Origin of the sequence: Planococcus sp. SSTMD024 (assembly GCF_041320495.1) — a bacterium.
GTDB lineage: Bacteria > Bacillota > Bacilli > Bacillales_A > Planococcaceae > Planococcus.
Genome location: NZ_JBGGNS010000022.1, coordinates 659,105 through 684,279, shown reverse-complemented (window position 1 = coordinate 684,279; position 25,175 = coordinate 659,105). Strand labels below are relative to the sequence as shown.

Below are 25,175 nucleotides of genomic sequence, written 5' to 3'. Positions count from 1 at the left end.
CTTATGCCGTTTCTTCTTTGAATACTTGGCGCCATTCGTCTTTTTTCGCGAGCATTTCACGCGCCAGTTCATGTGCGCCTTCTAGGCTATGGCTTGCCGCCCAACCGCATTGAACTTCGTTGCATGCCGGAACTTCATCTGCCGCAACAACATCTGTCAATGTCGCTTCGAGAATGCGCAAAATGTCTTCGTAATCATCATGGTTGATGACCGACAAATAAAAGCCCGTTTGGCAGCCCATTGGCCCTATGTCGATGATCTGGTCTGAATGGTTGCGGCTGTGCTCCGCCATCATGTGCTCAAGCGAGTGAAGGCCCGGCATGTCCATATGCTCTTTGTTCGGCTGCTTGAAGCGGATATCGTATTTTTTGATGGTGTCTCCGTTAGCGCCTGTTTTTTCACCGGCCAGGCGGACATATGGTGCCGCTACTTTTGTATGATCTAGGTTAAAGCTTTCTACATTCATTTTTTTCATTGGAATCTCCCTCTCATCGTTTAGTTGCATCCATTAAGAATACATAATCGTTTAATCGCGTGAACGCTACATCAAATCCATTTTCCCGGAATATCGCTTCCAGGACAGGCACGGTCGTATAATGTTCACGCTTCAAGTCTTCCACCAGGTTTGCATGGCCTTCGCCTTCCTCATAGACGATGCGCCCAAGCTTCGCTTCTTCCGATTCAAAAACCGTATCGGCAAAAACGATTTTTCCGCCGCTCGGCAAGATCGACGCGTACAGTTTGATCGCTTGTGCTTTTTCTTCATCCGTCAAATGATGGAAAGCATAGCTGCTGACAAAGCTTTTCGGCTGCTGCGGAAGGCTAAAATCCAAGAAATCCCCATCCCACAGCTCGAGGTCCGGAAATTTATCCCCTGCCGCTTTACGCATCGCGGCATTCGGTTCGATGCCCGCAACTTCGAACCCTTTTTTCAAGAGAACTGCTGTCAGATTGCCTGTACCTGTGCCAAATTCTGCGACTGGGCTTACCGCTTTCTTCGCGACCGCCTGCAAAATATCCTCGTAGTTTTCGAAAACTGCTGCATATTCCGGATCTTCGCCACCGACTGAGTCATCGTAGGTATGCACCCACTCATCAAAGATCTCGACAAATTCTCTCCCCATAATTGCACTCCCGCTCTCTTAGATGTTATTATACACAAAACCAATAGTCTTACTTGGTTTTATTTATAACATATGCGTTTCCCCAGTTCAACTGCCAGGAATTAAAGCAGAAGAATTTTTGCATAAAAAAAGACCCGGCCTGGGCCGGATCTTCTGTCATCATATTTTTAAAATCGGCGGCAGTTCCGCTTGGTGCTTCAAAATCAACCGTTTCAACAAGGCTTCGCTTTGCAAGAGTGACACCTGGACCACCCGCCCTACCAATAAAGCGATGACGATGGTCCCGATGCCGACCGGGCCACCGAGCATCCAGCCGAGCAATGCTACCACGACTTCAATGGATGTACGGATCGTACTGACGCTGAAGCCGGTTCTTTGGACCAAGATCAACATCAAATCATCCCGTGGGCCCGCCCCCATTTTCGGCGCAACATACACACCGACGCCATAACCCATTACGATGATTCCAGCTGTAAAGATCAAGATCTGCCCAGCCAGGGAATGGATATCCGGAATGAGGAAATTGAACAAATCAATAAACAAGCCGATCAGCAGCATATTGAGCCAGGTCCCGAATTGCGGCCATTTCCTGCGCACAAGCGAAGTGGTGCTGATCAACGTGAAGCCTGCGATGATCGACCAGGAACCGATTGTCAGCCCGAAATTCTGGTACAGGCCGACATGCAGAACATCCCAGGGGCCGATTCCGAGACGGTCGCCTTTGATGGTCATTGAAATGCCTAGGCCCAGCAGCATCATGCCGAACAGGAAAAACAGCCACCGATAATACATAGAAACTTTCATCCTTTATCCTTCTTTCTTCTGAATCCCTCACGCCAAAGCAGCGGACAGGAAACAATTACGGCTTCGCCGTCAATTCCGCAAACTTACCTTGTGTCGCTTTCAGTAAATCTTGCGGTGCCAACTTCAACTGTGCACCGACCTTTCCGGCGGAAACGATGATTTCATTCAACTGGGAGGCTTGCCCGTCAACGAATGTCCGGAACGGCTTTTTCATGCCGACCGGGGAGCAGCCTCCGCGCACATAACCCGTGAGCGGCAATATCTCTTTGACCGGCACCATCTCGATCTTCTTTTCGCCGCAGGCTTTTGCGGCCAGTTTTAAATCCAGCTCTTCGGCGACCGGCACGAGAAATACATAATGATCCTTGGAAGCCCCCCCTGCCACGAGCGTCTTATAAACAGTCTCTACAGGTGCGCCGATTTTCGCCGCTACTGACACGCCATCGATTTTTCCGTCATCGGTGCTGTACTGCAGCGGCTCATACTTGATTTGTTCACGGTCCAAAATGCGTGCGGCATTGGTTTTCGCTGCTTTTTTCGCCACCTTGCCCCCTCCTGTCAGTCGTTCTGCTCGAGCAGTTTCTTCAAAGCATCCGCCATTGCCGTATTTTGCGGCGGCTCATCCTGTTTCTTCAAATACTTATTAACATCTTTCTTGTTCGCTTTCGATTGTCCTGCTTTTTTGCGTTTTTCAAACGCTGATAGTTTTTCACGGTGACCGCATTTGCAGACAAACATTTTATTGTCGCCATCGCCGACCATGTCCATGCGTTTGTGGCAATTCGGGCAGCGGGCGTTGGTCTGCATCGAGACGTTTTTCTTGAAGCCGCATTCGCGGTCCTGGCACACATGCATCTTGCCGCGTTTGCCGTTCACTTCAAGCAGCGGCTTGCCGCAGTCCGGGCACATTTTGCCGGTGATGTTATCGTGCTTGAATTTTTTGTCGCTCGATTTAATTTCCGCGACCGACTTTTTCGAGAACGCGACCATTTCTTTCATGAACTGCTCTTTCTTCAGCTGGCCTTTGGCAATTTTCGTCAATTGCGTTTCCCAATCCGCGGTCAATTTTGGTGATTTCAAATCTTCCGGGACGAGTTCCAAAAGCTGGCGGCCTTTCGACGTAATCGTCAAATCCTTCCCTTTTTTCTCGATCAGGAAGCTATTGAATAATTTATCGATAATGTCGGCACGTGTAGCGACCGTACCGAGTCCGCCGGTTTCACCGAGCGTCTGGATGAGCGCTTTCGATTCCCCTGCCATGAACTGCGCCGGGTTTTCCATCGCCCCAAGCAATGTTCCTTCATTGAAGAATGCAGGCGGCTTGGTTTTGCCTTCGGTCAAGGTAATGCCTTTCAATTCGACGGCCTGTCCCTGCTCGAATGGCGGCAAAGTCGATTCGCCTTCCTCGTCGGCATCTTTATAGACACGTTTCCATCCTTCGTTGCGGATCGTATTGCCTTTAGCCTGGAATGTCTCACCAGAGACGTCCAAAGTGACGGTCGTCCGGTCGTATTCGTGCTGCGGCAGGAAGACGGCCAGGAAGCGGCGGACGATCATATCATATAGTTTGTATTCCTTGTCGCTGAGCTCGTGAAGCATCGGTGTTTCCTCAGTCGGGATGATGGCGTGGTGGTCCGACACTTTCGAATCGTCGATGACGCCCTTTTGCGGAACGCCTGCACTTTTCAATGCCGTGTTCGCAAGCGAACGGTATTCCCCGACCTGTACCGCTTTGATATGCTCTTTTAAAGTGCCTTTCATATCGCTCGTCAAATGCTTCGAGTCTGTCCGCGGATAAGTGACGATTTTGTAGCGCTCGTACAGGTTCTGCAAAGTATTGAGCGTTTCTTTGGCGGACCAGCTATAGCGTTTATAGGCTTCTTTTTGCAATTCCGTCAAATCGAATAATGGCGGCGCCGGTTGTTTTTTCGGCGTGATTTTCACGTCCGTCACCGTGCCTTTAGTCGCCGTATCGAGCTTGGCGAATAACCGGTCGATTCGCTCTTTGTCGAAGCTTTGCGCCGTTTTCCCGTCTGTCCAAGTGAACGATGCGTTGTCGCTGATTGCCTGAAGGCCGTAAAATGGCTTCGGCTGGAAATTGCGGATATCCTGTTCGCGCTGCGCAATCATCGCCAAAGTCGGCGTCTGCACGCGCCCTGTCGATAGCTGGGCATTATGCTTCACGGTCAGTGCACGCGTCGCATTGATGCCGACGACCCAATCAGCTTCCGCGCGGGCGACCGCTGCCTGGAACAAGCTTTCATACGCTTTGCCGTCTTTGAGGTTTTGGAAGCCGTCTTTGATCGCTTTATCAGTGACGGAGGAAATCCATAGCCGCTTCACCGGCTTTTTGACTTTGGCTTGTTCCAAAATCCAGCGCGCGACCAGTTCCCCTTCCCGCCCTGCATCGGTCGCGATGATGACTTCTTTTACATCGCTGCGGTTCAGCTGCGCTTTGACTGCATTGTATTGCTTCATGGTCTGTTTGATCGGGACCAATTTGAACGGCTCCGGAAGAATCGGCAGGCTTTCCATCTTCCATTCTTTCAAGTCGTTATTGTATTGTTCCGGTTGTGCATGCGTCACCAAATGGCCAAGTGCCCACGTGACGATGTATTGTTTGCCTTCTAGAAAGCCGTTTCCCTTTTGGGAGCATCCGAGCACTCGCGCAATATCGCGCGCAACGGATGGCTTTTCTGCAAGAACTACTGATTTCATAAGCTAAAACCCCTTTTCTACAGCGTCTAGTATAGCATCTTCTCTCCGTTCTTGTGGAGGAAGCCTACTTGATTGGCCTTATGCTTTGTTCAATTAAGTTTAGTGTTCAGGCCGAAAAAAACCTCCCGAGGGAGGTTTTTTTAATGGTCGTCGATATCGAGTGTTTCTTTTGAAAGGTGGGTGCTCATCTCTGCATATTGCACAAATACGCGGGCGAGTTCGCGCAGGCGGTCATGGACATCGTCATTGATGATGGCGTTCGTGTCATCGAAATGGCTTGTGTGCGTGTAGACGTAGTTCGGCGTCACGAGGCAGCGGAAATAATCAAGAATCGGTTTCAGCTGATTCTCGATGACCAAGTGATGCTGATACGTGCCGCCATTTGCGACGATCGACACCGGTTTGTAGCGCATCGTCCGTGGGTGCAGCATGTCGAATGCGTTTTTCAAGACACCTGGAATCGAGCCTTGGAAAATCGGCGAGGCAATGATATAGCCGTCCGCTTCTTCAAAACGCTGCACCATTTCACGCATGCTGTCATTGTATTCCGCGTTTGGGCGGCCATCTACAAATTGATGCTCATATTCGCTCATATTCAAAATGCTTAATTCCATCTCCGGATTCTCCCGCTCGAGATAGACTTTGACCTGTTCCAATACAGCGCCGGTCTTGCGCCCCAGTATTGTTCCATCCACTAATAAAATCTTCATGATCCTGAATCCTCCTTGACTACGTGTAAGCGGGCAGCGGGTTCCACTGCCTTTTCCCATTGATTATCTGGTGCAGTGTATGCTGCAGCTATTGTTTATCATAGCAAAAACGCATTTCCCGTGCGTATCGATAGGGCTTATAATGAAAGATTTCATTCTTTAGTCTGAGAATCCTTTTTGATGCGTTTATTCTCCAAACGTTCTTGGATGCGGTCGGAATCGCGCTCTGGGCCTGTGAAGCTGACAATGGTATCGCCTTGCTTCGGCTCCAATACTTTATCGGAAGTGAAGAATTCGATGTTTCCTTGTGCCGTTTCGATGAATAACGGAATCGTATTGGCCGACCATTTCTTATTGAATTCCTCATAAGTGAAACGTTCCGTCAGTTTCGTGGAGCGGATGGCATATCCTTGCTCCCCTTTTTCATCGAGTGCATGGATATTCCAGTCTTCCGTGAAGAGGATCCTGCCGCTCAGTGACGAATGGAAATCGGCCGGGTCGCCTTGATGAAGTGCCGTCTGGAACAAATTGATGCGGCCCATTTCCGGAACGAAGTTATTGACGACAAGCGCGTTGAAGGAATCCGTCTCCGATGCCACAAGCATCTTCTCGTAAGGCGTGAATTCCACTTCATACTCAGTGTGCTCCGATAAAATATTCCCGACGTATGTTTTAATCCCATACTGACGCGCTTTTTGCAGGCGGCCCCAGGAATCATCGATGAGCAGCACATTTTTGCCCATATCATAGAGGGCTTTCGCCAGCGCAATAGTGAACTTGCTGGCGCCAACGATAATGATCCCAGGCTCTTCTGAGGAAGCGAGCCCCAATTTGCGTCCGACCCAGGTAATGGAAAAGCCGTGCGCAACTACTGTGGAGAACACGAGCGCAAACGTCAGTGCCGTCAAAAGTTCTGCGTCTTCAAATCCGGCATCCAATAAGACGCTTGCGAAATAACCGGACACGGTCAATGCGACGATGCCCCGGGGAGCGATCCATCCGACCAAGGCTTTTTCCTGCCAGCTCAAGTCGGTGCCGATTGTCGACACCCAGATAGACAAGGGCCGGACGATAAATAGCATGACCAACACAAAGGAAATGATGGACCAATTGAAGATTTCAAACAGTACTTCCATGCTGAGTGAAGCTGTCAGCATCAAAAACACGCTGGAAATCAATAGAATGGACATCGTCTCTTTGAAATGGCGCATCTCATTGATCGATGTGATATTCATATTGGCCATCACCATTCCCATCGCCGTTACCGCAAGCAAACCAGTTTCATGCATCACGATGTCTGACATAACAAAGGTCAATAACACCACGCCGAACACCATCGGCGATTTTAAGAATTCCGGAATTTGGCCGCGCTCGAACATCCAGCCCATTCCGAGCCCTGCCCCCGCACCGATCACAGTGGCGAACAGCGAAGCCAGGAAGAACAGGCCGAATGCAGCTGCCGTCACATCCCCTTCTGCGAATAATACGAATTGGAATGCAAACAAAGCCAATAATGCACCGAACGGGTCAACGATGATGCCTTCCCATTTCAATAAGGCTGCAGGGCGGGATTTCAGCTTGGCTTGGCGAAGCAGCGGCATGATGACGGTCGGCCCTGTCACGATGAACAAGCCGCCGATCACAAACGACACTGCCCATGAAAGGCCGGCGACATAATGGGAAGCCAAGGTGCCTCCCGCCCAGGCAAGTAAAGCACCGAATGTGACGATTCGCCACACCGGCTTATTGAATCCGCGAATCTCCTTGAAATTCAAGTTCAAGCTGCCTTCGAATAAGATAATGGCAACGGCAAGCGACACAAGCGGCCGGAATAAATCGCCGAAACTTTCTTCCGGGGAAATCACGGCGAATATCGGGCCAATCAGCAACCCGGCAATCGACATCAACACAATTGCTGGAAGGCGGAGACGCCAGGCGATCCATTGCGACAGAACGCCGAGGAAAATAATTAACATAAGATCAAACAATAAACTGTCGATGGCATCTCACTTCCTTTTTCATTTTTTTGTTATTATAAAGGAGTTGCCGTGCGCAATGAAAGCGAGAAGCCAAGCGTATCGATTTAAATTTTCTCTACTTGTGGTACAATACAGAGAAAAACTAGGGTGATTTTGTTGAACAAGCAGGAAATCGAATACGCCATCGCCGAACTGAAGAGCGATTATGTACGCCAACAGGGCGATATTGAAAAACTGGAAACAACCGGCCACACTAAAATGGTCGACAAAGCCGAAGAACGGCTTGAAAAAATGGAACAGCGTCTTGCGGAATTAAACAAAAAACTCGCGGAACTTTAACCGCGGTTTTTTTTATGGAAAGTGGAGGAACATATACATGAGTTTATTGACAGTAGAAAACCTGAGCCACACATTCGGTGACCGTACCTTATTCAACGACATTTCTTTTCGTTTAGTCGAAGGGGAACATGTCGGGCTGGTCGGGGCGAACGGTGTCGGAAAATCGACACTGATGAATATTTTGACAGGCAAGCAAATCCATGACGGAGGAAAAGTCGAATGGCAGCCGAAGACCCATTACGGATATTTGGACCAGCACACACAGTTGGCGCCAGGACGCACCATCCGCCAAACTTTGCAGGATGCCTTCTTGCCGCTTTATGAAAAAGAAAAAGAATTGAACGATATCGCCATGCAAATGGGCGAAGCCGACCCGGAACAGCTCGAAACTTTGCTCGAGCAGATGGCTGAAGTGCAGGATGCACTGGATGCCGGCGATTTCTATACTTTGGATGTCAAAGTGGAAGAAATCGCTCGCGGGCTTGGGCTCGACGCCATCGGGCTTGAACGCAGCGTCGAATCGCTTTCCGGCGGACAACGGACCAAACTTTTATTGGCGAAACTATTGCTGGAAAAACCGAAAGTGCTATTGCTAGATGAGCCAACCAACTATCTGGATGAAGAACATATCCAGTGGCTCGTCAATTACTTGAAAAACTATCCGCACGCGTTTCTGCTCATTTCGCATGATACGGAATTCATGAGTTCGGTGACCGGAGTGATTTTCCACTTGGAGTTCTCCCGTTTGAACCGCTATACCGCCTCTTATGAGAAGTTCATCGAGCTTGCGGAATTGGCGAAAAAACAGCATCTCGAAGCTTACGAAAAACAAGAAGACATGATCAAGAAAACCGAGACCTTCATCGCGAAAAACAAAGCGCGCGCTTCAACTACCGGACGCGCGAAATCCCGCCAGAAGCAATTGGATCGCATGGACCGCATCGAGAAACCGGAAATGGCAGCCAAGCCGCAATTCGCCTTCAAGGAAACGCGCAGCCCAAGCCGCTATGTCGTCGAAGCGGAAGCGCTCCGCATCGGCTACGACAAGCCATTGCTACCGCCATTGTCGTTCATGATCGAACGCGGCGAAAAAATCGCGCTTGTCGGCATGAACGGTGTCGGGAAATCGACCTTGCTCAAGACGATGCTCGGCAAGATCAAGCCGCTTGATGGGGACGTCATCCGCGGGGAATACTTGACGCCTAGTTATTTCGAACAGGAAGTCAAAGCACCGACGCATCGCCCGATTGACGAGATCTGGGATGCCTATCCTTCAATGGACCAGGGCCAAGTGCGCGGCGCCCTTGCCCGCACCGGATTGAAGAGCGAACACATCGGCCGCCCGATGAACCAATTGAGCGGCGGCGAGCAAGCGAAAGTGCGCTTGTGCAAATTGATGCTTGAAGAAAGCAATTGGCTGATCTTTGATGAACCGACGAACCACTTGGACATCGATGCGAAAGCCGAACTGAAGCGCGCGATGCAAGCCTATAAAGGCACAATCGTCCTCGTCAGCCACGAACCGGATTTCTACGACGGCCTTGCCACGAAAGTCTGGAACGTCGAGGAATGGATCGAAGCCGGCAAGCAGAACGAAGAATAAATTTAAAAACCGCTGCACACGTGAAATTTCGTGTGCAGCGGTTTTTTGATGCGGAATTTTGTGTGTGGAATCGTTCCTAAATTCTATTTTTGCTTCACCTCGCTAGTCGCCGCCTGGCTTTGGGTTGGCCTCTTGCCGCAAGCCAGGAATAACACCTGTCTTACAGCATCGGCTCACCCTTTTACGCTGGCCGGCATGAAGATTTCATTGATTCCGGTGCGTTTAAATAGATCTGCTTCTTTAGGTAGTTGCCGGCTAGTGGGGAAATCGCTTCCCTGGTCTAGTTTCGACTGAGATATTAGAGTTTGTTTGTGGAATCGTTCCCAACCTCCATTTTGCTTCAGCTCACTAGTCGCCGCCCTGCTTTGGGTTGGCCTCTGGCAGTAATGAATTGGCGAAAGGAAGTTGAGCCAATTCATCTGTGATGCTTGAGCGTAGCGAAAGTTGAGCAAGCCGTTTTATATGATGATTGGATGCAGCTTTCACTTACTGCTTCGGCTCACCCTTTTACGCTGGGCGGCTTGAAGACCTTATTGATGGGGGTGCGTTTAATCAGATCTGCTTCTGTACGAGTTGCCGGCTAGTGGGGGAATCGCTTCCCGGGATGCAGCGTCTGGCACGTTGGTGCTTCAGCCAAAAATTTTATTGGTGGATCGGAACTAACTAGCCTCTCCAGACTATAGATAACTTGAGCTACAAAACATGAAGCATTTCCTCATTTTCTATCGAGTGGACAGAAGAAGTTTTCTTCCCCTCTAAAACTAGAGACGAAGTGGAAGGGGGCTGACGCCTGTGGGACCGCGCGGGCTGGCGAGACAATCGTGTCGCGTCCTTTGCGGCACGTTGGCTCAATACCCGCCCCACGGCAAGCAGCCTCCTGCAACGTAGTCGAAAAGCGGAAGCTTTTCCACTCACTTCTTTTTATTTCTCTGGTATCCTGCTGGCCACAAGTAGCCATTGAAGCACAGTCGAATAGCACAAGCTATTCATACTTACTCTGTTTCTCATATTACTTACTTATTTATTTTCAATAAGTCGTCAGCTTGAAGAGTTTTTGGAAGTTATAGATGCCGCGCTGCCAGAAGGTGAAGTCGTCTTGATATTCTTCCACATCCAGCGTATAAAGAGCATCTTCATTATCCCAAAGCCGGTCGAAATAAGTGTCGAGATCCCCGACCAGTTCGCTGTCGGTCGGCGCTTTGATCAGGATATCCGCTTCCAGGTTATAATCCCTTAAGGCCCTTTCTGTCAGATTGGCTGCTCCGCTGACAATGACCGTTTCTTCCTGTTTCTTGATCATTGTCGCTTTTGTATGGAATTGCCCGATCACAGCGTTGTACCAGCGCACTTGCATTTCATCATCGGTTGCGGCGCGCATTTCGTGGACTGCGGGGCGGTTAGGCAACCCGGTCTTTTCGTTTCCGAATGCGTTCGCATTGGGGTCCAGCACGAGCCGGACATCCACCCCCCGGTTGGTAGCCTCGACCAAGCTGTCCATAATATCGCTTTCGGACAAATAAAACATGGCCATGCGGATGCTGTCGCCCGGCTCGGTATCATTGATATGCTCCAGCAAAGCTTTTTGCACTTGGCGTTCGGTGACGTATTGAACACCGTACTCTCCCTCCTGTTCAGGCGCCTGTGCCCGTGGGAAATCGGCGCCTCCAGACATGTGGGAGACCGCTTCTTCAGCTTCGAGCATATCGTCTAATACAGGCCCGCTCACCCGAAACGCCATATTGCCGTGGAAGCCACTTACGTTATGTGGATTGGCGGAGCTGACAATCGCCTCTTTTTCAGAAATGATGGTTTTGCGATGATTCGCCTTAACATTCATCAACTTCATATAGGACGAGAGTGTCATATCGGGAGCATCGCTCGACATCCCATTTTTTATCCAGCCTTTTCCGTCGTTATCGAACCACTGGAAAATCACCCGGTACAGCCCTGAATATAAAGGCATCGAATCGCGCAATTTGTCAAGGTCTGTCAGGATGACTTCTATCCCTTCCGCTTCAAGTGCAGAAAGAAGGAGGCTGTCGTACGACCCATAACCCGTGTTCAACGGGTCCGAAATAAAATAAATTTGAAAATCCGGATTTTCCTGCTTTTTTGCTATCAAGTGATCGGCCAAACGTTCCGCAATGGCAGGAAACTCTTCGTCCTGGTCATTGAAATTATCGAATAAGAAAAAATCGAGGACTAAAAATTCGTCCGCCCGATCGATCAAACCGTTAATTTCATCAAAAATCCTCATTTCATGTTGCAAGCCCTTGCCGTTTTTATCCTGCGCAAAACTGAGGTCATAAATCATCTCCACTTGCTCGGCACTGTGCAGCTCGCCTGCGAATGAAACGCCTTCCGGCAAGGGTTTAAACGTTTGCCAAATAATGACAATTATATACATCGCAGCAAGCACTCCCACGACGCCCATGATAATGCGTCGACGCTTGCTGTAACTCTTGATTTTTTTCATTAAGTTCCCGCCCCTTTGCTTCATTATAAGCGGAAGGGCCACAGAAAAATATCAGTTATTATTTTCCATATAAAAACCCCAGCCACTCTTCAGCTGGGATTTCGGCAATATTAAGCAATTACTACATATTCGCGGGTTCTTACATCTTCCATAAGCATGTCTTTCAAGCGCTGTTTGCCGCGGTGCAGGCGGGATTTCACCGTGCCGATCGACACTTTCATCGTCTCAGCGATTTCCACGAGTGAATATTGATGGACGTAAAAGTAAACGATCGTCGTCCGGTAAATCGCATCCAGTTCCGAAATCTTGTGGCGGATCATGACAGAGACATCTTGTTTTTCCAGTAATTCAGCAGTCCCGGTCTCATCAGTTGGGATCAAATCCAGCAGCGAGACGTCGAGCCCTTCCGGCTGATTGGCGATGTGTTTGCTGCGGCGCACGTTTTTGCGGTAGCGGTCACGGAATGTATTCATGCAAATGGTCGTCAGCCAGGCTTTGGCATGGTCGACTTCGGCGATTGAGGATTCATAGCGTACTACTTTCAGCCATACTTCCTGCATCAAGTCTTCAGCTTCGGCTTTGTTGCGGGTAAGTTTCAGGCATAAATGATAGATATAGCGGTTATATTCGGCATATAGCTCTTCCATCGGTGTTACCTCCGTCCGGTGATCTTATGCCCTTATTGTGCCTGAGTTTCGGCTTACGCTCTATCGTTCCCTCTTTCAGTCTCCTTACAATGTTGTAAGAAATAAAAAAGCCGCCCCACATTCGGGACGACTTTTGCTTATTGTCTTTTGGCTGCGTTTTCGCTGATTGTTTCCCGTTCTTCAGGTTCAGCGAGTTTTGTGATCGTCAGCCGCTCGATGCGGTTTCTGTCCATTTCATTGACGACTACGTGCAAGTTTTCGTAAGTGAATTCTTCGCCGACTTCCGGCACATGGCCAAGCTGCTGCATGACAAAGCCAGCAATCGTGTCATGGTCTTCCGGCACTTCGACTCCGAACATTTCATTGACATCTTCAATTTCCAGGCGGCCATGGCATGACAATTGGCTGTCGTTGATTTCAAAGACCAGTTCATCGTCTTCGTCGTCCGTCTCGTCTTCAATGTCCTGCCCGATCATTTCCTCGATAATGTCCTCGTGTGTCACGATCCCGAGCGTTCCACCGTATTCGTCCAAGATGACGGCCATATGCTTTTTCTTCGCCATCATCAATTTGAATACTTTCTCGACGCTCACCGATTGCACGACGAATAATGGATTGTCATCCATCAGTTCCGTCAAGGTCAAGTTCGGGTTCATCGACCATTCGATGAGCTTTTTGGAATAGAACAAACCGACAACATTGTCCATGCTTTCTTCGTACACGGGATAACGCGTGTACGAGGAATCCAAGATTAAATCACGGACTTCTTCATAAGTCAGGTCAATCGAAATGCCGACCGTGTCCGTGCGGTGTGTCGACATGACATCCGACACGTCCTTATGTGGAAAATCGAGCACGCCTTTAATGCGCTCCGATTCGTCCGCTTCAAACGTTCCTTCAGTCGACGCGATATCGACCATCGTCCGCAGCTCTTCTTTGGTCATCGTCGCTTCTTTGACGCTGCCTTTGGAGATGATGCGGATAAAGATATTCGTGAACTGGGCGAGCAGCCACGTCAATGGTTTAAAGATCACTACCAGAAATCCGATGACCGGCGCTACGATATATGCGATTTTATCCGCAAACGTTGCAGCAATGGTCTTCGGCAGCACTTCACCGAAGATGATCAGGACAACCGTCAAGATGGCTGTCGCCAACCCGACTTCCCATCCTTCCGTGATGGCGATCGTCGTGACGAGTGTAGGCAGCATGATATTGGAAATATTATTACCGATCAAAATAGTCGTAATCATCCGGTCCGGCTTCGCGATCAATTTTTCGAGCTTTTGGGCTTTGACGTCCCCCTGCTCCGCGCGAAGATGGACCTTCATCCTATTAACTGCCGTGAGTGCCGTTTCGCTTCCCGACAGGAAAAACGACATGATCAGAAATAAAGCCAATGCTATAAACAAATTTACTTCCTCCAGTAACATACATATCAAATTTTTTCGATCTGTTTCCGTATTATCCATAATACCACAGCAATTTTCCTCTTGTCGAAAAGGACAACTTAGCTATGCTATAATTTCCACATACTAAAAATACTGGAAAGCAGGGATTTTATGAACGCCACTCAAATCGATAAGTACTTCAAAGATCACCGCCAGGCCCATCTCGAAGAATTGAAAAGTTTTTTGCGCATTCCATCGGTCAGCTCCCTTTCCGAACATAAAGCCGATATGCAAAAAGGCGCGGAATGGCTTATCAAATCGTTGACTAAAGCCGGGCTTGAAAATGCCAGCATCGATGAAACCGACGGCCATCCCGTGGTCTACGCAGACTGGCTCCATGCCGAGGGCAAACCGACAATTCTTGTGTACGGCCATTACGATGTCCAGCCGGTCGACCCGCTTCACTTGTGGGAAACGCCGCCGTTCGATCCGCATGTGCGCGACAACAAATTGTATGCACGCGGTGCGAGCGACGATAAGGGCCAAGTATTCATGCATATGAAAGCAGTTGAAGCGCTTCTTCATTTAAACGGCGAACTTCCCGTTAATATCAAGTTCATCCTGGAAGGCGAAGAAGAGATTGGCAGCCCGAGCTTGCCGAAATACGTCGAAGACAATAAAGAAAAACTCGCGGCTGATGTCATCGTCATTTCCGACACCGGCATGCAAGGGCCAGGGCGCCCGGCTGTCTGTTACGGGCTGCGCGGGCTTGCGGGCATCCAGATCGACGTCAAAGGCCCTAAAGGCGATTTGCACTCCGGCCTTTACGGCGGCGCTGTCCAGAACCCGCTCCACGCCATCGTGGAAATTCTCGAATCGTTCCGCGACAAAGAAGGCGTCATCCAAGTTGAAGGCTTCTATGACGATGTCCGTCCCGTCTCGGACGAGGAACGCGCGGAATTCGCCGTACTGGATTTCGATCTGGAAAATGAAAAGCAGGCAATCGGCATCACGGAAGATTTCGGGGAGACAGGCTACTCATTCGTCGAGCGCACATGGATCCGCCCGACGCTCGAAGTCAACGGCATCACCGGAGGATTTTCAGGCGAAGGCATCAAGACCGTCCTGCCGGCAGAAGCCAGCTCGAAAATCACTTGCCGCCTTGTTCCAGACCAGGACCCGGATGACATCATCGCCAAACTGAAAGCGCATGTTGAAGCGCATAAGCCCGCGGGTGTCACAGTCGACATCATGGAATTCGATAAAGGCAAACCGTTCCTGACGCCATATAACCATCCCGCCATCCAGGCAGCGGGCCGCTCTTATGAAAAGATCTACCAAGTGCCGACCGCCTTCACGCGCATGGGCGGATCGATCCCGATCGTCGCTGCGTTCGATGAAATTCTCGGATTTCCTGTCGTCTTGATGGGCTTCGGCCTTGCGTCAGAAAATTTCCATGCCCCAAATGAACATTTTCATTTGGAGAACTTCGACAAAGGGCTCCGCGTCATCAGCGATTACTTGTTTGAAGCATCCACACTAAGCCAATAATCTTTATAGCCTCCCCCGGTTTGGGGAGGCTATTATTTTTATGAAATTGCATTTATTTGCTGGAGGGATACGATGGTTATTTTGTATTGGATAGGCAGTTATTTACTTGGCACTGTTTTGACCGCCCTGTGGATAGGGAAATGGAAAGGTGTAGACCTGACTGCTTCAGGCAGTGGAAATCCCGGCGCCCGCAACGCCTTGGCCGTACTTGGGCGCAGAGCCTCCCTATTGGTGTTTCTCGGCGATTTCCTGAAAGGTTCAGCCGTCGTATGGGCTGGCCTGTGGCTTGATTTTCCTTTGTGGTCCGTTGCCGTCGCCGGGTTGCTTTCAGTCATCGGGCATATTTATCCGCTATGGCGAAAAGGCCGCGGCGGAAAAGGCATCTCGACATTTGCCGGCGTCGCATTTTGGCTGACGCCCGATTTATTTTTGGCGATGCTCGTCTTGTCATTCGCGTTCTATCCGTGGCTGAAAAGCGCCACTTTATCGATGCTCGCAGGATTCAGCGCGTTTTTCGCCGTCGCTTTTGCGTTTCAGGTACAATCAGTCGTTTGGCCGCTGTTTCTCGCCATTATTATTATTGTGATTCGCCACAAAGCAGACATTAAAGTTTCGGTGGAAACAAGGTTTCCTTCGAATAAAGCCTGACTGTCCTGTAATTGCAGATTTTTTATTCAACAAAGCTAGGACCATATTATTATCCGTGTTATAGTTTTATTATTCAAAATACTCAATAGATAGGGGTTTTACGATGAAAAAGCCAATTGCATGGATCATGGATACGACCGGATACGTCACAGAACAATTCAAATCGCACCCCGATGTTTATATTGTGCCGCTGAATATCCATTTCGGCTCGGAGGAATTTATCGACGATGGCATCGACTTATCGAATGACGAGCTCTATGCACGCATGAAAAGTTCGAAGGATTTCCCGAAGACCTCCCAGCCTTCTGCAGGAAAGTTTGCGGAACTTTATGAAAAGCTGAAAGAGGAATACGAATGCGCCATCGCTGTCCATGCCTCGGCCAAACTGAGCGGCACGATCGCTTCTTCCATGACCGGTGCCGAAATGACCGACTTCAAGGTTTATACCGTCGATTCACTCGCTTTGTCATACGGGCTATCCGGGCTTCTTGAACGCGGCTTGGCGCTTCAGGAACAAGGGCTTTCTGCAGAAGAAATCACCCAGCGCCTCGAGAAGGAAACAACAGATTTCCGCAATTTTATCCTGATCGGCAATTTGAGCCAATTGTACAAAGGCGGCCGGATGAGCGGCGCCCAGTATTATATCGGGAGTGTCTTGAAGATCAAGCCGATCGTCCAGCTCACCGAAAAAGGCGAGCTGGAGCCGATCGACAAGGTACGTTCCCATAAGAAAGCGCTAGCGTATTTGCTCGAACGCGCCAAGGCGGACCACGAACAATACGGCATCAATTACTTCCAAATCATGCATGGCCATATCCCTGAACAGGCCGAAGAATTAAAAACGGAACTTTTGAAGTTCGCGCCTGAAGCGGAAGTGCTAATCGGCAACTTGAGTTCATCATTGGCCGTTCATGCTGGAGAAGGCACCTTAGCCTTTATGTGGAGACGTCCGCCTGCAAACCTATAAGAAAAAGCTAGTCTTTGTGCCCATCTTCCGGCATTTTTCCGGTAAAATCCGGAAATTCCTGATACAATAAGGGCATATAAAGACAGTGAGGTGGATTCGATGCAACATGTGGAACGGGAACTTACAGAACACGTTAAATTATGTGATGCCAAAGGCCAATTGAATCCTAACGCCATCGGCTACGCCAAGAAACCGCTCGTGGAGTGCAATTTGAAAGGCAATTTCCTGCGCAAGAAAAAATGGAATTATTGGTGTGTATTCGGTGATGAGATCGTTTTTTCGGCCACCATCTGCCATCTGGATTATGCCGCTGTCTGCTTTGTTTATTTCCTGAATTATGAAACGCAGCGCTTTTTCGAGAAAACGGTCATGGTGCCGTATTCCAGGAACTTGCGTCTATCTGACAGTGTGTTGGATAACTCGCTTTTCCACAACTCCGAGATGTCAGTCCATTCGATCTACGAAGATGGCAAGACGCGGTTAGCGGTAACCGTCCCCGACTTTGAAGGGGAGAAACTGCATGCTTCGCTGACGATTACGCATCCGCAGGAAATGGAATCATTGAACGTCGTCATTCCCTGGAACCGCCAGACCTTCCAATTCACTGCAAAACATCACGCCTTGCCGACAACCGGCATTGTCCAAATCGGGTCAAAACGCTATGATTTTGATGAATTGGATAGCTTCTCGGTATTGGACTACGGCCGGGGCATCTGGCCGCGTGAAGCGACATGGAACTGGGGGATGGCTTCCCAGCGCTCGCTCGGCAAAGTCATCGGCTTGAATTTTGGCGGCAAATGGACCGACGGCACAGGCATGACGGAAAATGCTTTTTTCGTCAATGGCCGCATGACCAAAATCAGCGAAGACGTCATTTTCCGCTACGATGCCGATGATTTCAAAAAGCCTTGGCTGATCCATACAAAGTTGACCGATGACGTCAAATTGACGTTCACCCCTTTTTACGAGCGGGTTTCGAAATCGAATGCGCGTCTTGTGAAATCGGAAGTCCATCAATTGTTCGGGTATTACAATGGCTATGTCCGCTACGCAGACGGCAAGAAGCTCAAAATCCACCAATTGCTCGGCTCTGCAGAAGAACATTACGCCAAATGGTAATTACTTCAAATGAAAAATCGCCTGATGGATGTCGGATTGACATCCATCAGGCGGTTTTCTATTTGTGTTCAGCTGTTTTCTTCGTATAGCTCGTATACCATGGCTTTCCGATGAAAAAGACAGGCAGCAGGATTAATCCTGTGACGAGCGGCCAGCCTGCAGTACCGGTGACTCCCAAAGTCAGTGCTGCAAGCAGCCAGATGCTCCATGCAGCTCGTTTCATGTCAATTCCTCCAGCATTTTTTGCGGATAATCCGTGAAGATGCCCGAAGCGCCGATCTGCCGCAATTGCTCGGCATAATCCAGCCGGTTTACTGTATAGACATAGACTGCCAAGCCTTTTTCAACCAATTCGGCACCGTGGCGAAGCGCATACGGCAAGGACAAGTGAAGCCGCTCTGTCCCGACCGTCTCCGCGTAAGCGGCCATATCCACCAAAATATTGGAAGCCAAAATCGCTCCCGGCACATGATGGCGATCCACTGCCAATTTTACATCCGGATGATTGAATGAAGAAATGACGAGCTGATGTTCCATCCCCTGCTCAGCGGCAAGCCTTGCCACTTTTTCCACGGCACCCGGGTACGGAAATACATCCGTTTTAAGCTCGACATTCAGCACATGACGGGTGTCTTTAAACACATCGAAAACTTCCGCCAATGTCGGAATCGCCGTTCCAGCCCATTCGCCGGCTTTCCAGTTGCCGGCATCCAGTTGTTTCAATTCGGCAAGTGGCATGTCTTTTACATAGCCTTTGCCATTGGTGGTGCGGTTCACTTTTTCATCATGGATGACGACAAGCTCCCCGTCTTTCGATAAATGAACATCCAGTTCCACCCCGTGAACCGGCAAGGCCGCCGCTTCCACAAAAGCAGGCAGCGTATTTTCGGGATGTGTGCCCGAACTTCCGCGATGCGCAAAAATCTCCATAAGCCAGCCTCCTCTATTAGACGTCTGTCCGGATTTGCCAAAGTTCCGGGAAGAAATATTGATCCAATACTTTTTTCAAATAATTGACGCCAGACGACCCGCCTGTCCCCTGTTTGAAGCCGATAATCCGTTCTACGGTCTTCATGTGGCGGAAACGCCATTGCTGCAGCCAATCTTCGATATCGACCAATTTCTCAGCCAATTGATACAACTCCCAATGCTCGTCGACATTGCGGTAAATTTCCTTCCACGCTTCACGGACGCTGTCATTCGGTTCATATACTGTGCTGACATCCCGCGAAAGCACACTTTCGTCAATCTCAAATCCGCTGCGCGCCAATTTTTGGATGGCGGCATCATATAAGCCCGGTGCATGGAATGCTTCTGTTAACTGCTCGTGCAAGACTGGGTCTTTTTCGTAAATGCTCAAGACATGCTTCGTTTTATAGCCGAGCGCAAATTCAATCATGCGGTACTGGTAGGACTGAAAGCCGCTCGCATTGCCGAGGTCATCCCGGAACTCCAAGTATTCGGCAGGCGTTAAGGTCGACAGCACATCCCAGCCTTGGATGATCTGCGATTGGATGCGCGATACTCGTGCCAATTGCTTGAACGCCGGCTGCAGATCGTCTGCTTCGATGTGGCGGATGGCCGCTGACAACTCATGCAGGATCAGCTTCATCCACAGTTCCGATACTTGATGGATGATGATGAAAAGCGATTCATCGTGATGCCCGCTGACGCCGTCCTGTGCTGATAATAGCTTGTCGAGATGCAAATAATCGCCGTAGGTCATGCTTTCCTTGAAATCCGTGCGGATATTCTGTTCGTTAGCAGCGGCGATATTCTGCCCGTTTTTGTATTTGTCCATTTCAATGGCTCCATTCAAGCTCGGCTTGTGCTCGACTCTGCTCTTGATTACTATTGTGCGATACCTTTTCCATATTTCCATTGCTTATCTTCCATAAATTCGGGAATAGAGCTGTAAACACTTAAAATTGAGAGGGAGTTTGTATACTATGATAAAAAACAAAAAATTGATCTTCCCAGCTCTTATCATGTCCGCTGCACTTGCCCTAACTGCTTGCGGCGATGACGAGGAAGTCACGCAGCCTGTAACAGATGAGGCACCTGAAGAAACGACAGCGCCAGAGGCCGAATCAACTGAAGATGCTTCGCCAAGCGGCGGAACTGAAGGAACTACGGACGGCGAAACTTACGGATTTACTGACTTGTCCGTTGATGTCGATATGCCAGACCAGGATGATGCCCTAGATCTTAGCTACGAAGAAGAGCGCGGTCAGGTAGAGGCCGAATATGAGAATAAAATCGACGGTGTTGACCTGACAGGCGATGACGCTTTCAATGAAATGGAACAAGGCTTATCCCAGTTGAACTTAACCCCTGATACGCCGGATGATGAAGTCATCAGCCAAATCGTCGAAGCGTTCGGCATCGACCCCGGCTTCAAGAAAATCGAAATTGAAATAGACTATGCAGACGGCTCCGATAAAAATTACGAACAAACAAATCAATAAGCCCCAAAAATAACTGTCCGGCGGGTTACCGCTGGACGTTTTTTTATTGCAGCACGCGCTGCCAATAGGAAATGGTCGATAACTTTGCAAAGCCCGCCTTCTCGTAAACCGGCCACGCCGCATTTTCGGTTTCCACTTCGACCAGCACGCGCGCCAGTTTTTTCTGATGCGCCAAATGCCGTGCCCACTTCAAGAATGCCTGGCCATAGCCTGAGCGCTGGATGTCCGGCGCGACCGCAAGCGCAGTCACCCACAACGCCTGATCTTCACTGCTCAATGTAGCCGTCGCCACGAGCTTGCCTTCCTGCCGCATCAAATAAACGTGGCGCTCCGGGTCTTCCAAATTGTGCTCGAGCACCGGAAGGACCGATTCATCAAATGCCTCGCGCAGAAGATCCGCCAACTCGCCCGCATATTGATCTTCGTAGGGGATGATATCAACCGCCTCAGCAAATTGGTACGCTGAAAGCGGCTGCGCTTCAAACTGCAATTCCTGAAAAGAACATTGATAGCCAAGACTTTTCAACCAGCTATCCGATGCACTCTGTTCCGTGAATGCCGCGAGTTCGCTTTCCGCCCCCCGCTGTTCGAGTGAATGCTGCACGCCGTCAGCCAAGGCCGTCGCCAGCCCAAGCCGGCGGTAATCCGGTGAGACAAACGCCGACCATTCGTAATGATGCAAACCGACCAGATCCGCCGCCGCCGCACAGGCCACCAGCTCCCCGCTATTGGTATAGGCCAGCACCGCGAACCCTTTCGCAAACGGTTTTTGCCATAGTTCATTCTGCAGCAGGGTCCGGCATTCTTCCGGCTCGCCGTCAATCAACCGCTCCATTTCCCCGGCAGTCTCCGCATCAAGCGGAAACGACGCAATCGACAGGGACAATTCCATTTCCATCCCGCCTTCCTTTTTCTTCTTATCATAACCGCCCAAAGCGCTTGCCGCCACCTGATTCCTGAAATTAAGAATTCTTCCGCTGCCTCGTCATTTCCATTAAAAAAGCAGAAGGCGGGAAAGATCCCGACTTCTGCTTAGGTTTCGCTATAGTTTGGCGTCTGCCAGCATGGTGGCATACAAGCCGCCTTTTTCCAGCAATTCGGCCTGGCTGCCCGCTTCGACCAGTTTGCCGAGCTCCATGACATAGACGAAATCCGCCTTTCTCACCGTATTCAAACGGTGGGCGATGACGAAACTTGTGCGCCCTTCCATAAGGCGTTCGAGCGCTTCCTGGATCTTCAGCTCTGTCACGGTGTCGATCGAACTTGTCGCCTCATCCAGCAACAAAATGACCGGATCGGCGATAAGCGCCCGGGCGATCGACAGCAGTTGCTTCTGCCCTTGGCTGATCATCGAACCGTCACCAGATAGCACGGTGTCATAGCCTTCCGGGAGTTTGGAGATAAAGTCATGGGCATTGGCTTGTTTCGCCGCTTCCACCACTTCTTCGTCGCTCGCATCAAGTTTGCCGTAGCGGATGTTGTCGCTGACTGAAGCTTCGAACAGGAAAGGATCCTGCAAGACGAACGCAATCTGCTTGCGCAAAGTTTCGCGCGGCATTTCACCAATCGGTGTGCCATCGATGCGGATCTCGCCTTCATCGACATCGTAAAACCTGGCCAAAAGCTGCATGACCGTCGTTTTGCCGGCACCCGTCGCGCCGACGAATGCCGCCGTCTGCCCGGTTTCCACCGTAAAGCTCAAATTGCGGATGGTCCATTCTTCCTCCGCGCCTTCGTATTTGAACGATACATTATCGAATTCAACTTTTCCTTCAAGCCGCTTCTCGGTATTGTTTTTCGTATCGTCCGCTTCTTCCGCTTCGTCCATAATGGCGAAGACGCGTTCCGCTCCCGCAATGGCCGAGAGCACCGTATTGAATTGGTTTGCCAAATCGTTCAATGGCCGCGTAAACTGGCGGGAATATTCGGTGAAAATGACGATTACGCCGATTGTGACCGAACCGTTCAAAGCAAGCAAGCCACCGATGCCTGCAACAAGAGCGAAGCTGCCGTTGTTCAGGAAGTTCATCACTTTCGGAATGAACCCGGCGTATGTCCAAGCCCAGAAACCGGTGCGGCGAAGGCGTTCGCTTTTGACAAGAAACTCATCCATGACGCGGTCTTCCTGGGAAAAGGCTTTGACGATCTTTTGCCCGGAAATGGTTTCTTCGATCATGCCGTTCAGATCACCGACCGCCTTTTGCTGTTCTTTATACAAACGGCCCGTGCGCTTGGTAATCCACCGAATCGACCAGTACATAAGGGGGATGATGATGAATGTCAGGACGGTGAGAATCGGGCTGAGCATCACCATCACCACTGCCGTCCCGACCAGCGTCAAGATACTCGAGAACACCTGGATGAACGACGTATTGAGCGTCGATGAAACGTTTTCGATATCGTTGGTCACACGGCTCATCAATTCGCCGTGCTGGCGCTTATCGAAAAACGATACCGGCAAGCGCTGCAAATGGCCAAACAGCCCCGCGCGCATTTGATAGATGACTTGTTGGGCGATGCCGACCATCCAATAGTTCTGCAAGTAGAGAGAAACCGAATGGAGCACATAGACCATGATGAGCCAGCCGATGATCAAACCCATGCCTTCGAATGCCCCTGGCACAATATACGTATCGATGATATAACCGATCAAAAACGGACCGAGCAGTGCCATCGCGGAACTGATGAACACAAGCGCAAGGACCACGATCAATAGCGTACGCTGTTCGTCCACCAGCTTCCAGATCCGCAGTAAGGTGGATTTCCAGTTTTTTGCGCGTTCGTTCTTCTTATCCGGTGATTTCTTTAAATCTTCTTTCGTCAATACCGGCTCATAGCCAAAAGGCCGGCGAATTGCATCAAACATATTCATCCACCTCCTCTGCTTGCTGGGACTGTGCGATTTCACGATACAAAGGAGACATATTCAATAGTTCGTCGTGTGTACCATAAGCCGATGCGACGCCGTCTTCCAATAGCAGGATGCGGTCTGCGCGCATCGCCGTCCGCACTTTCTGCGTGACCAGCAGCGTCGTCGCTTGTTCTTTGTCGAGCTCCGCCCACAGCGCAGATTCAGTCTTCACATCAAGCGCACTTGTGCTGTCATCAAGAATTAAAATCGACGGTTTGCGGACCAATGCCCTGGCGATCGACAAGCGCTGCTTCTGGCCGCCGGATAAATTGACGCCTTTTTGGCCAACGCGCGTTTCGTAGCCTTTCGGGAAGCGCTGGATCGTCTCGTCAATCTGGGCTTTTTCCGCGGCTTCCGTAAGTTCCGGAAGCTCCGCCTGTTCTTTGCCCCACGACAGGTTATCGGAAATGCTGCCGGTAAAGAGCATCGATTGTTGGGGCACGAGCCCGATCGTCTTGCGCAGTTCTTGAAGATTCCACTCGCGAACATCTCGGCCGTGCACCGATACGCTTCCTTCTGTCGCTTCGTAGAATCTCGGAATCAGCTGCAACAGCGAGGTTTTGCCGGATCCCGTCGCCCCCATAATGGCGAGCTTCTCACGAGGCGCCAGCTCAAAGCTGATGTGTTGAAGCACTCTTCTCGAAGTACCCGGATACGTAAAGGAAACATCATCAAAACGGACGGTCCCTTCTTCGACCGGCACAGTCGCACCATCCAATTCCTCGCCGCCATCCTCTGCCAAAAGGATTTCCTCGATGCGGTCAGAGGATGCCTTGGCGCGCGCAAAGGCCATGATGATAAATGAAAACATCGAAAATGCGCCCGTCATGCGCATCGCGTAATTGACGATGGCGACCAATTCACCGATTTGTGCATCGCCGCCCTGGATCTCAAAAGCCCCGAACCAGATAACCGCCAGAAGCGACACGTTCATGCCGAAAAGCAGGATCGGCAAAATGATTTCCATGATCCGGAACGCTTTGACCGTATCGGTCTTAAGCGCACCCGCCACTTCCGAGAAGCGGTTCGCTTCATACTTGCCGCGCAAATATGCTTTGATCAGCCTGACCGCCTGCAGGTTTTCCTGCACCATGCGGTTGACCTTATCAAGCCGCTGCTGCACAAAACTGAAATAGACGACGCCTTTTCTCACCATGACGTATAAAAACGCCAGCAAAATCGGGAAGACAATGATCAAATAAATCGCCAATTGCGCATTGACGACAAACGCCATGACCATGCTGCCGATGACGAGCAGCGGCGCGCGCAGCATGATGCGCAAGCTCATGTACAGCACTTGCTGGATCAATTGAACATCGCTCGTCAGCCGCGTGATGAGGCCTGATGCCGGAAATTTATTGAACATCGCGAGCGAGAACGACTGGACGCGCCCGTAAACTTCCCGCCTGACATCAAATGAAAAGCTATGGGAGACATGGGAAGCGAAATACGAATTGACGACACCCGATAAAAAAGCGATCAATGACAAGCCCATGAGCACAAGCCCTAGGCGAATGATCGTGTCCTGGTCCCCTGCCACGATGCCGTCATCGATGATGCTCGCTATGACCAATGGCTGCAAAAGCTCCACGGCCAGCTCCAGGAGCATCAGGAACAAGGCGACGCCGATCAAAAATGAATAGGGTTTGGTATAAGAAAAAACAGTTTTCATAAAGGTGCCTCCTGAACATTTCGAAACTCGAACCTTATTTAAAACTAG

At 50.1% G+C, this 25,175-nt stretch carries 23 protein-coding genes; 7 read left to right on the top strand and 16 right to left on the bottom strand.

Annotated features, from left to right (window positions below):
- Window position 1: 1 nt before the first annotated feature.
- The 7 genes from AB9R92_RS12205 to AB9R92_RS12175 all read right to left on the bottom strand — a co-directional run bounded on the left by AB9R92_RS12205 (window position 2) and on the right by AB9R92_RS12175 (window position 7,332).
- A complete protein-coding gene (locus tag AB9R92_RS12205; protein ID WP_370669706.1) occupies window positions 2-475 on the bottom strand; it encodes an S-ribosylhomocysteine lyase in 474 nt (157 codons plus the stop codon).
- 13 nt (window positions 476-488) lie between these two features.
- Window positions 489-1,124 carry a class I SAM-dependent DNA methyltransferase gene (locus AB9R92_RS12200; RefSeq protein ID WP_370669705.1) on the bottom strand — a complete coding sequence of 212 codons (636 nt, stop codon included), beginning with the start codon at window positions 1,122-1,124 and terminating at the stop codon, window positions 489-491.
- Window positions 1,125-1,283: 159 nt separating this feature from the next.
- The gene (locus AB9R92_RS12195) at window positions 1,284-1,928 is read right to left on the bottom strand and encodes a YczE/YyaS/YitT family protein (protein WP_370669704.1); all 645 of its coding nucleotides are present in this window, start codon (window positions 1,926-1,928) and stop codon (window positions 1,284-1,286) included.
- Between the two features lie 55 nt (window positions 1,929-1,983).
- On the bottom strand, window positions 1,984-2,472 hold the full coding sequence (gene ybaK, locus AB9R92_RS12190; protein WP_370669703.1) for a Cys-tRNA(Pro) deacylase: 489 nt from the start codon (window positions 2,470-2,472) through the stop codon (window positions 1,984-1,986).
- 14 nt (window positions 2,473-2,486) lie between these two features.
- The gene (locus AB9R92_RS12185) at window positions 2,487-4,646 is read right to left on the bottom strand and encodes a DNA topoisomerase III (protein ID WP_370669702.1); all 2,160 of its coding nucleotides are present in this window, start codon (window positions 4,644-4,646) and stop codon (window positions 2,487-2,489) included.
- A gap of 140 nt (window positions 4,647-4,786) precedes the next feature.
- A complete protein-coding gene (locus AB9R92_RS12180; protein WP_101191391.1) occupies window positions 4,787-5,356 on the bottom strand; it encodes an NADPH-dependent FMN reductase in 570 nt (189 codons plus the stop codon).
- A gap of 152 nt (window positions 5,357-5,508) precedes the next feature.
- Entirely contained in the window at window positions 5,509-7,332 is a 1,824-nt protein-coding gene (locus AB9R92_RS12175; protein ID WP_370669701.1) for a cation:proton antiporter, read from the bottom strand.
- 159 nt (window positions 7,333-7,491) lie between these two features.
- On the opposite strand from AB9R92_RS12175, the gene AB9R92_RS12170 reads away from it, so the two are divergent.
- Together AB9R92_RS12170 and AB9R92_RS12165 are read left to right on the top strand one after the other, a co-directional pair.
- A complete protein-coding gene (locus tag AB9R92_RS12170) occupies window positions 7,492-7,674 on the top strand; it encodes an SE1832 family protein (RefSeq protein ID WP_068465777.1) in 183 nt (60 codons plus the stop codon).
- 37 nt (window positions 7,675-7,711) lie between these two features.
- Window positions 7,712-9,277: an ABC-F family ATP-binding cassette domain-containing protein gene (locus AB9R92_RS12165; protein ID WP_370669700.1), complete on the top strand. Its 1,566-nt coding sequence runs from the start codon at window positions 7,712-7,714 to the stop codon at window positions 9,275-9,277.
- A 1,027-nt stretch (window positions 9,278-10,304) separates the two neighbouring features.
- Here AB9R92_RS12165 and AB9R92_RS12160 read toward each other — a convergent pair.
- From AB9R92_RS12160 to AB9R92_RS12150, 3 genes are all read right to left on the bottom strand, one after another.
- A complete protein-coding gene (locus AB9R92_RS12160; protein ID WP_370669699.1) occupies window positions 10,305-11,753 on the bottom strand; it encodes a phospholipase D family protein in 1,449 nt (482 codons plus the stop codon).
- A 110-nt stretch (window positions 11,754-11,863) separates the two neighbouring features.
- Window positions 11,864-12,400, bottom strand: coding sequence for an RNA polymerase sigma factor (locus tag AB9R92_RS12155; RefSeq protein WP_068870191.1), 537 nt, complete (start codon window positions 12,398-12,400; stop codon window positions 11,864-11,866).
- A 137-nt stretch (window positions 12,401-12,537) separates the two neighbouring features.
- The gene (locus tag AB9R92_RS12150; protein WP_370669698.1) at window positions 12,538-13,812 is read right to left on the bottom strand and encodes a hemolysin family protein; all 1,275 of its coding nucleotides are present in this window, start codon (window positions 13,810-13,812) and stop codon (window positions 12,538-12,540) included.
- 150 nt (window positions 13,813-13,962) lie between these two features.
- Between AB9R92_RS12150 and AB9R92_RS12145 the strand changes: the two genes are divergently transcribed.
- The 4 genes from AB9R92_RS12145 (at window position 13,963) to AB9R92_RS12130 (ending at window position 18,076) form a co-directional block, all read left to right on the top strand.
- Window positions 13,963-15,342 carry a dipeptidase gene (locus tag AB9R92_RS12145; RefSeq protein ID WP_370669697.1) on the top strand — a complete coding sequence of 460 codons (1,380 nt, stop codon included), beginning with the start codon at window positions 13,963-13,965 and terminating at the stop codon, window positions 15,340-15,342.
- A 72-nt stretch (window positions 15,343-15,414) separates the two neighbouring features.
- The gene (locus tag AB9R92_RS12140; RefSeq protein ID WP_370669696.1) at window positions 15,415-15,990 is read left to right on the top strand and encodes a glycerol-3-phosphate acyltransferase; all 576 of its coding nucleotides are present in this window, start codon (window positions 15,415-15,417) and stop codon (window positions 15,988-15,990) included.
- Window positions 15,991-16,093: 103 nt separating this feature from the next.
- Window positions 16,094-16,957, top strand: a complete 864-nt coding sequence (locus tag AB9R92_RS12135) for a DegV family protein (protein ID WP_370669695.1) — start codon at window positions 16,094-16,096, stop codon at window positions 16,955-16,957.
- 99 nt (window positions 16,958-17,056) lie between these two features.
- Window positions 17,057-18,076, top strand: coding sequence for a DUF2804 domain-containing protein (locus tag AB9R92_RS12130; protein ID WP_370669694.1), 1,020 nt, complete (start codon window positions 17,057-17,059; stop codon window positions 18,074-18,076).
- Between the two features lie 58 nt (window positions 18,077-18,134).
- On the opposite strand, the gene AB9R92_RS12125 is transcribed toward AB9R92_RS12130, so the two are convergent.
- The 3 genes from AB9R92_RS12125 to kynA are packed head-to-tail and all read right to left on the bottom strand — an operon-like array spanning window position 18,135 to window position 19,877.
- Window positions 18,135-18,299: a hypothetical protein gene (locus AB9R92_RS12125; protein ID WP_370669693.1), complete on the bottom strand. Its 165-nt coding sequence runs from the start codon at window positions 18,297-18,299 to the stop codon at window positions 18,135-18,137.
- A complete protein-coding gene (locus AB9R92_RS12120; protein WP_370669692.1) occupies window positions 18,296-19,006 on the bottom strand; it encodes a glycerophosphodiester phosphodiesterase family protein in 711 nt (236 codons plus the stop codon). The genes AB9R92_RS12125 and AB9R92_RS12120 overlap by 4 nt, the downstream gene beginning before the upstream one ends.
- Window positions 19,007-19,022: 16 nt before the next feature.
- A complete protein-coding gene (gene kynA, locus AB9R92_RS12115) occupies window positions 19,023-19,877 on the bottom strand; it encodes a tryptophan 2,3-dioxygenase (protein ID WP_370669691.1) in 855 nt (284 codons plus the stop codon).
- Between the two features lie 148 nt (window positions 19,878-20,025).
- Between kynA and AB9R92_RS12110 the strand changes: the two genes are divergently transcribed.
- Window positions 20,026-20,544, top strand: coding sequence for a YusW family protein (locus AB9R92_RS12110; protein WP_370669690.1), 519 nt, complete (start codon window positions 20,026-20,028; stop codon window positions 20,542-20,544).
- 43 nt (window positions 20,545-20,587) lie between these two features.
- On the opposite strand, the gene AB9R92_RS12105 is transcribed toward AB9R92_RS12110, so the two are convergent.
- From AB9R92_RS12105 to AB9R92_RS12095, 3 genes are all read right to left on the bottom strand, one after another.
- Window positions 20,588-21,478, bottom strand: coding sequence for a GNAT family N-acetyltransferase (locus AB9R92_RS12105; RefSeq protein ID WP_370669689.1), 891 nt, complete (start codon window positions 21,476-21,478; stop codon window positions 20,588-20,590).
- A 108-nt stretch (window positions 21,479-21,586) separates the two neighbouring features.
- Window positions 21,587-23,410, bottom strand: a complete 1,824-nt coding sequence (locus tag AB9R92_RS12100; protein WP_370669688.1) for an ABC transporter ATP-binding protein — start codon at window positions 23,408-23,410, stop codon at window positions 21,587-21,589.
- Entirely contained in the window at window positions 23,403-25,127 is a 1,725-nt protein-coding gene (locus AB9R92_RS12095; RefSeq protein WP_370669687.1) for an ABC transporter ATP-binding protein, read from the bottom strand. The genes AB9R92_RS12100 and AB9R92_RS12095 overlap by 8 nt, the downstream gene beginning before the upstream one ends.
- Between the last annotated feature and the right edge of the window lie 48 nt (window positions 25,128-25,175).

What these genes read in the sequence shown, in the direction of transcription:
- AB9R92_RS12205 (WP_370669706.1), bottom strand. Translation starts at nt 475, where the DNA reads ATGAAAAAAATGAATGTAGAAAGCTTTAACCTAGATCATACAAAAGTA.
- AB9R92_RS12200 (WP_370669705.1), bottom strand. Translation starts at nt 1,124, where the DNA reads ATGGGGAGAGAATTTGTCGAGATCTTTGATGAGTGGGTGCATACCTAC.
- AB9R92_RS12195 (WP_370669704.1), bottom strand. Translation starts at nt 1,928, where the DNA reads ATGAAAGTTTCTATGTATTATCGGTGGCTGTTTTTCCTGTTCGGCATG.
- AB9R92_RS12185 (WP_370669702.1), bottom strand. Translation starts at nt 4,646, where the DNA reads ATGAAATCAGTAGTTCTTGCAGAAAAGCCATCCGTTGCGCGCGATATT.
- AB9R92_RS12180 (WP_101191391.1), bottom strand. Translation starts at nt 5,356, where the DNA reads ATGAAGATTTTATTAGTGGATGGAACAATACTGGGGCGCAAGACCGGC.
- AB9R92_RS12175 (WP_370669701.1), bottom strand. Translation starts at nt 7,332, where the DNA reads ATGTTAATTATTTTCCTCGGCGTTCTGTCGCAATGGATCGCCTGGCGT.
- AB9R92_RS12165 (WP_370669700.1), top strand. Translation starts at nt 7,712, where the DNA reads ATGAGTTTATTGACAGTAGAAAACCTGAGCCACACATTCGGTGACCGT.
- AB9R92_RS12160 (WP_370669699.1), bottom strand. Translation starts at nt 11,753, where the DNA reads ATGAAAAAAATCAAGAGTTACAGCAAGCGTCGACGCATTATCATGGGC.
- AB9R92_RS12155 (WP_068870191.1), bottom strand. Translation starts at nt 12,400, where the DNA reads ATGGAAGAGCTATATGCCGAATATAACCGCTATATCTATCATTTATGC.
- AB9R92_RS12145 (WP_370669697.1), top strand. Translation starts at nt 13,963, where the DNA reads ATGAACGCCACTCAAATCGATAAGTACTTCAAAGATCACCGCCAGGCC.
- AB9R92_RS12140 (WP_370669696.1), top strand. Translation starts at nt 15,415, where the DNA reads ATGGTTATTTTGTATTGGATAGGCAGTTATTTACTTGGCACTGTTTTG.
- AB9R92_RS12135 (WP_370669695.1), top strand. Translation starts at nt 16,094, where the DNA reads ATGAAAAAGCCAATTGCATGGATCATGGATACGACCGGATACGTCACA.
- AB9R92_RS12130 (WP_370669694.1), top strand. Translation starts at nt 17,057, where the DNA reads ATGCAACATGTGGAACGGGAACTTACAGAACACGTTAAATTATGTGAT.
- AB9R92_RS12125 (WP_370669693.1), bottom strand. Translation starts at nt 18,299, where the DNA reads ATGAAACGAGCTGCATGGAGCATCTGGCTGCTTGCAGCACTGACTTTG.
- AB9R92_RS12120 (WP_370669692.1), bottom strand. Translation starts at nt 19,006, where the DNA reads ATGGAGATTTTTGCGCATCGCGGAAGTTCGGGCACACATCCCGAAAAT.
- kynA (WP_370669691.1), bottom strand. Translation starts at nt 19,877, where the DNA reads ATGGACAAATACAAAAACGGGCAGAATATCGCCGCTGCTAACGAACAG.
- AB9R92_RS12110 (WP_370669690.1), top strand. Translation starts at nt 20,026, where the DNA reads ATGATAAAAAACAAAAAATTGATCTTCCCAGCTCTTATCATGTCCGCT.
- AB9R92_RS12100 (WP_370669688.1), bottom strand. Translation starts at nt 23,410, where the DNA reads ATGTTTGATGCAATTCGCCGGCCTTTTGGCTATGAGCCGGTATTGACG.
- AB9R92_RS12095 (WP_370669687.1), bottom strand. Translation starts at nt 25,127, where the DNA reads ATGAAAACTGTTTTTTCTTATACCAAACCCTATTCATTTTTGATCGGC.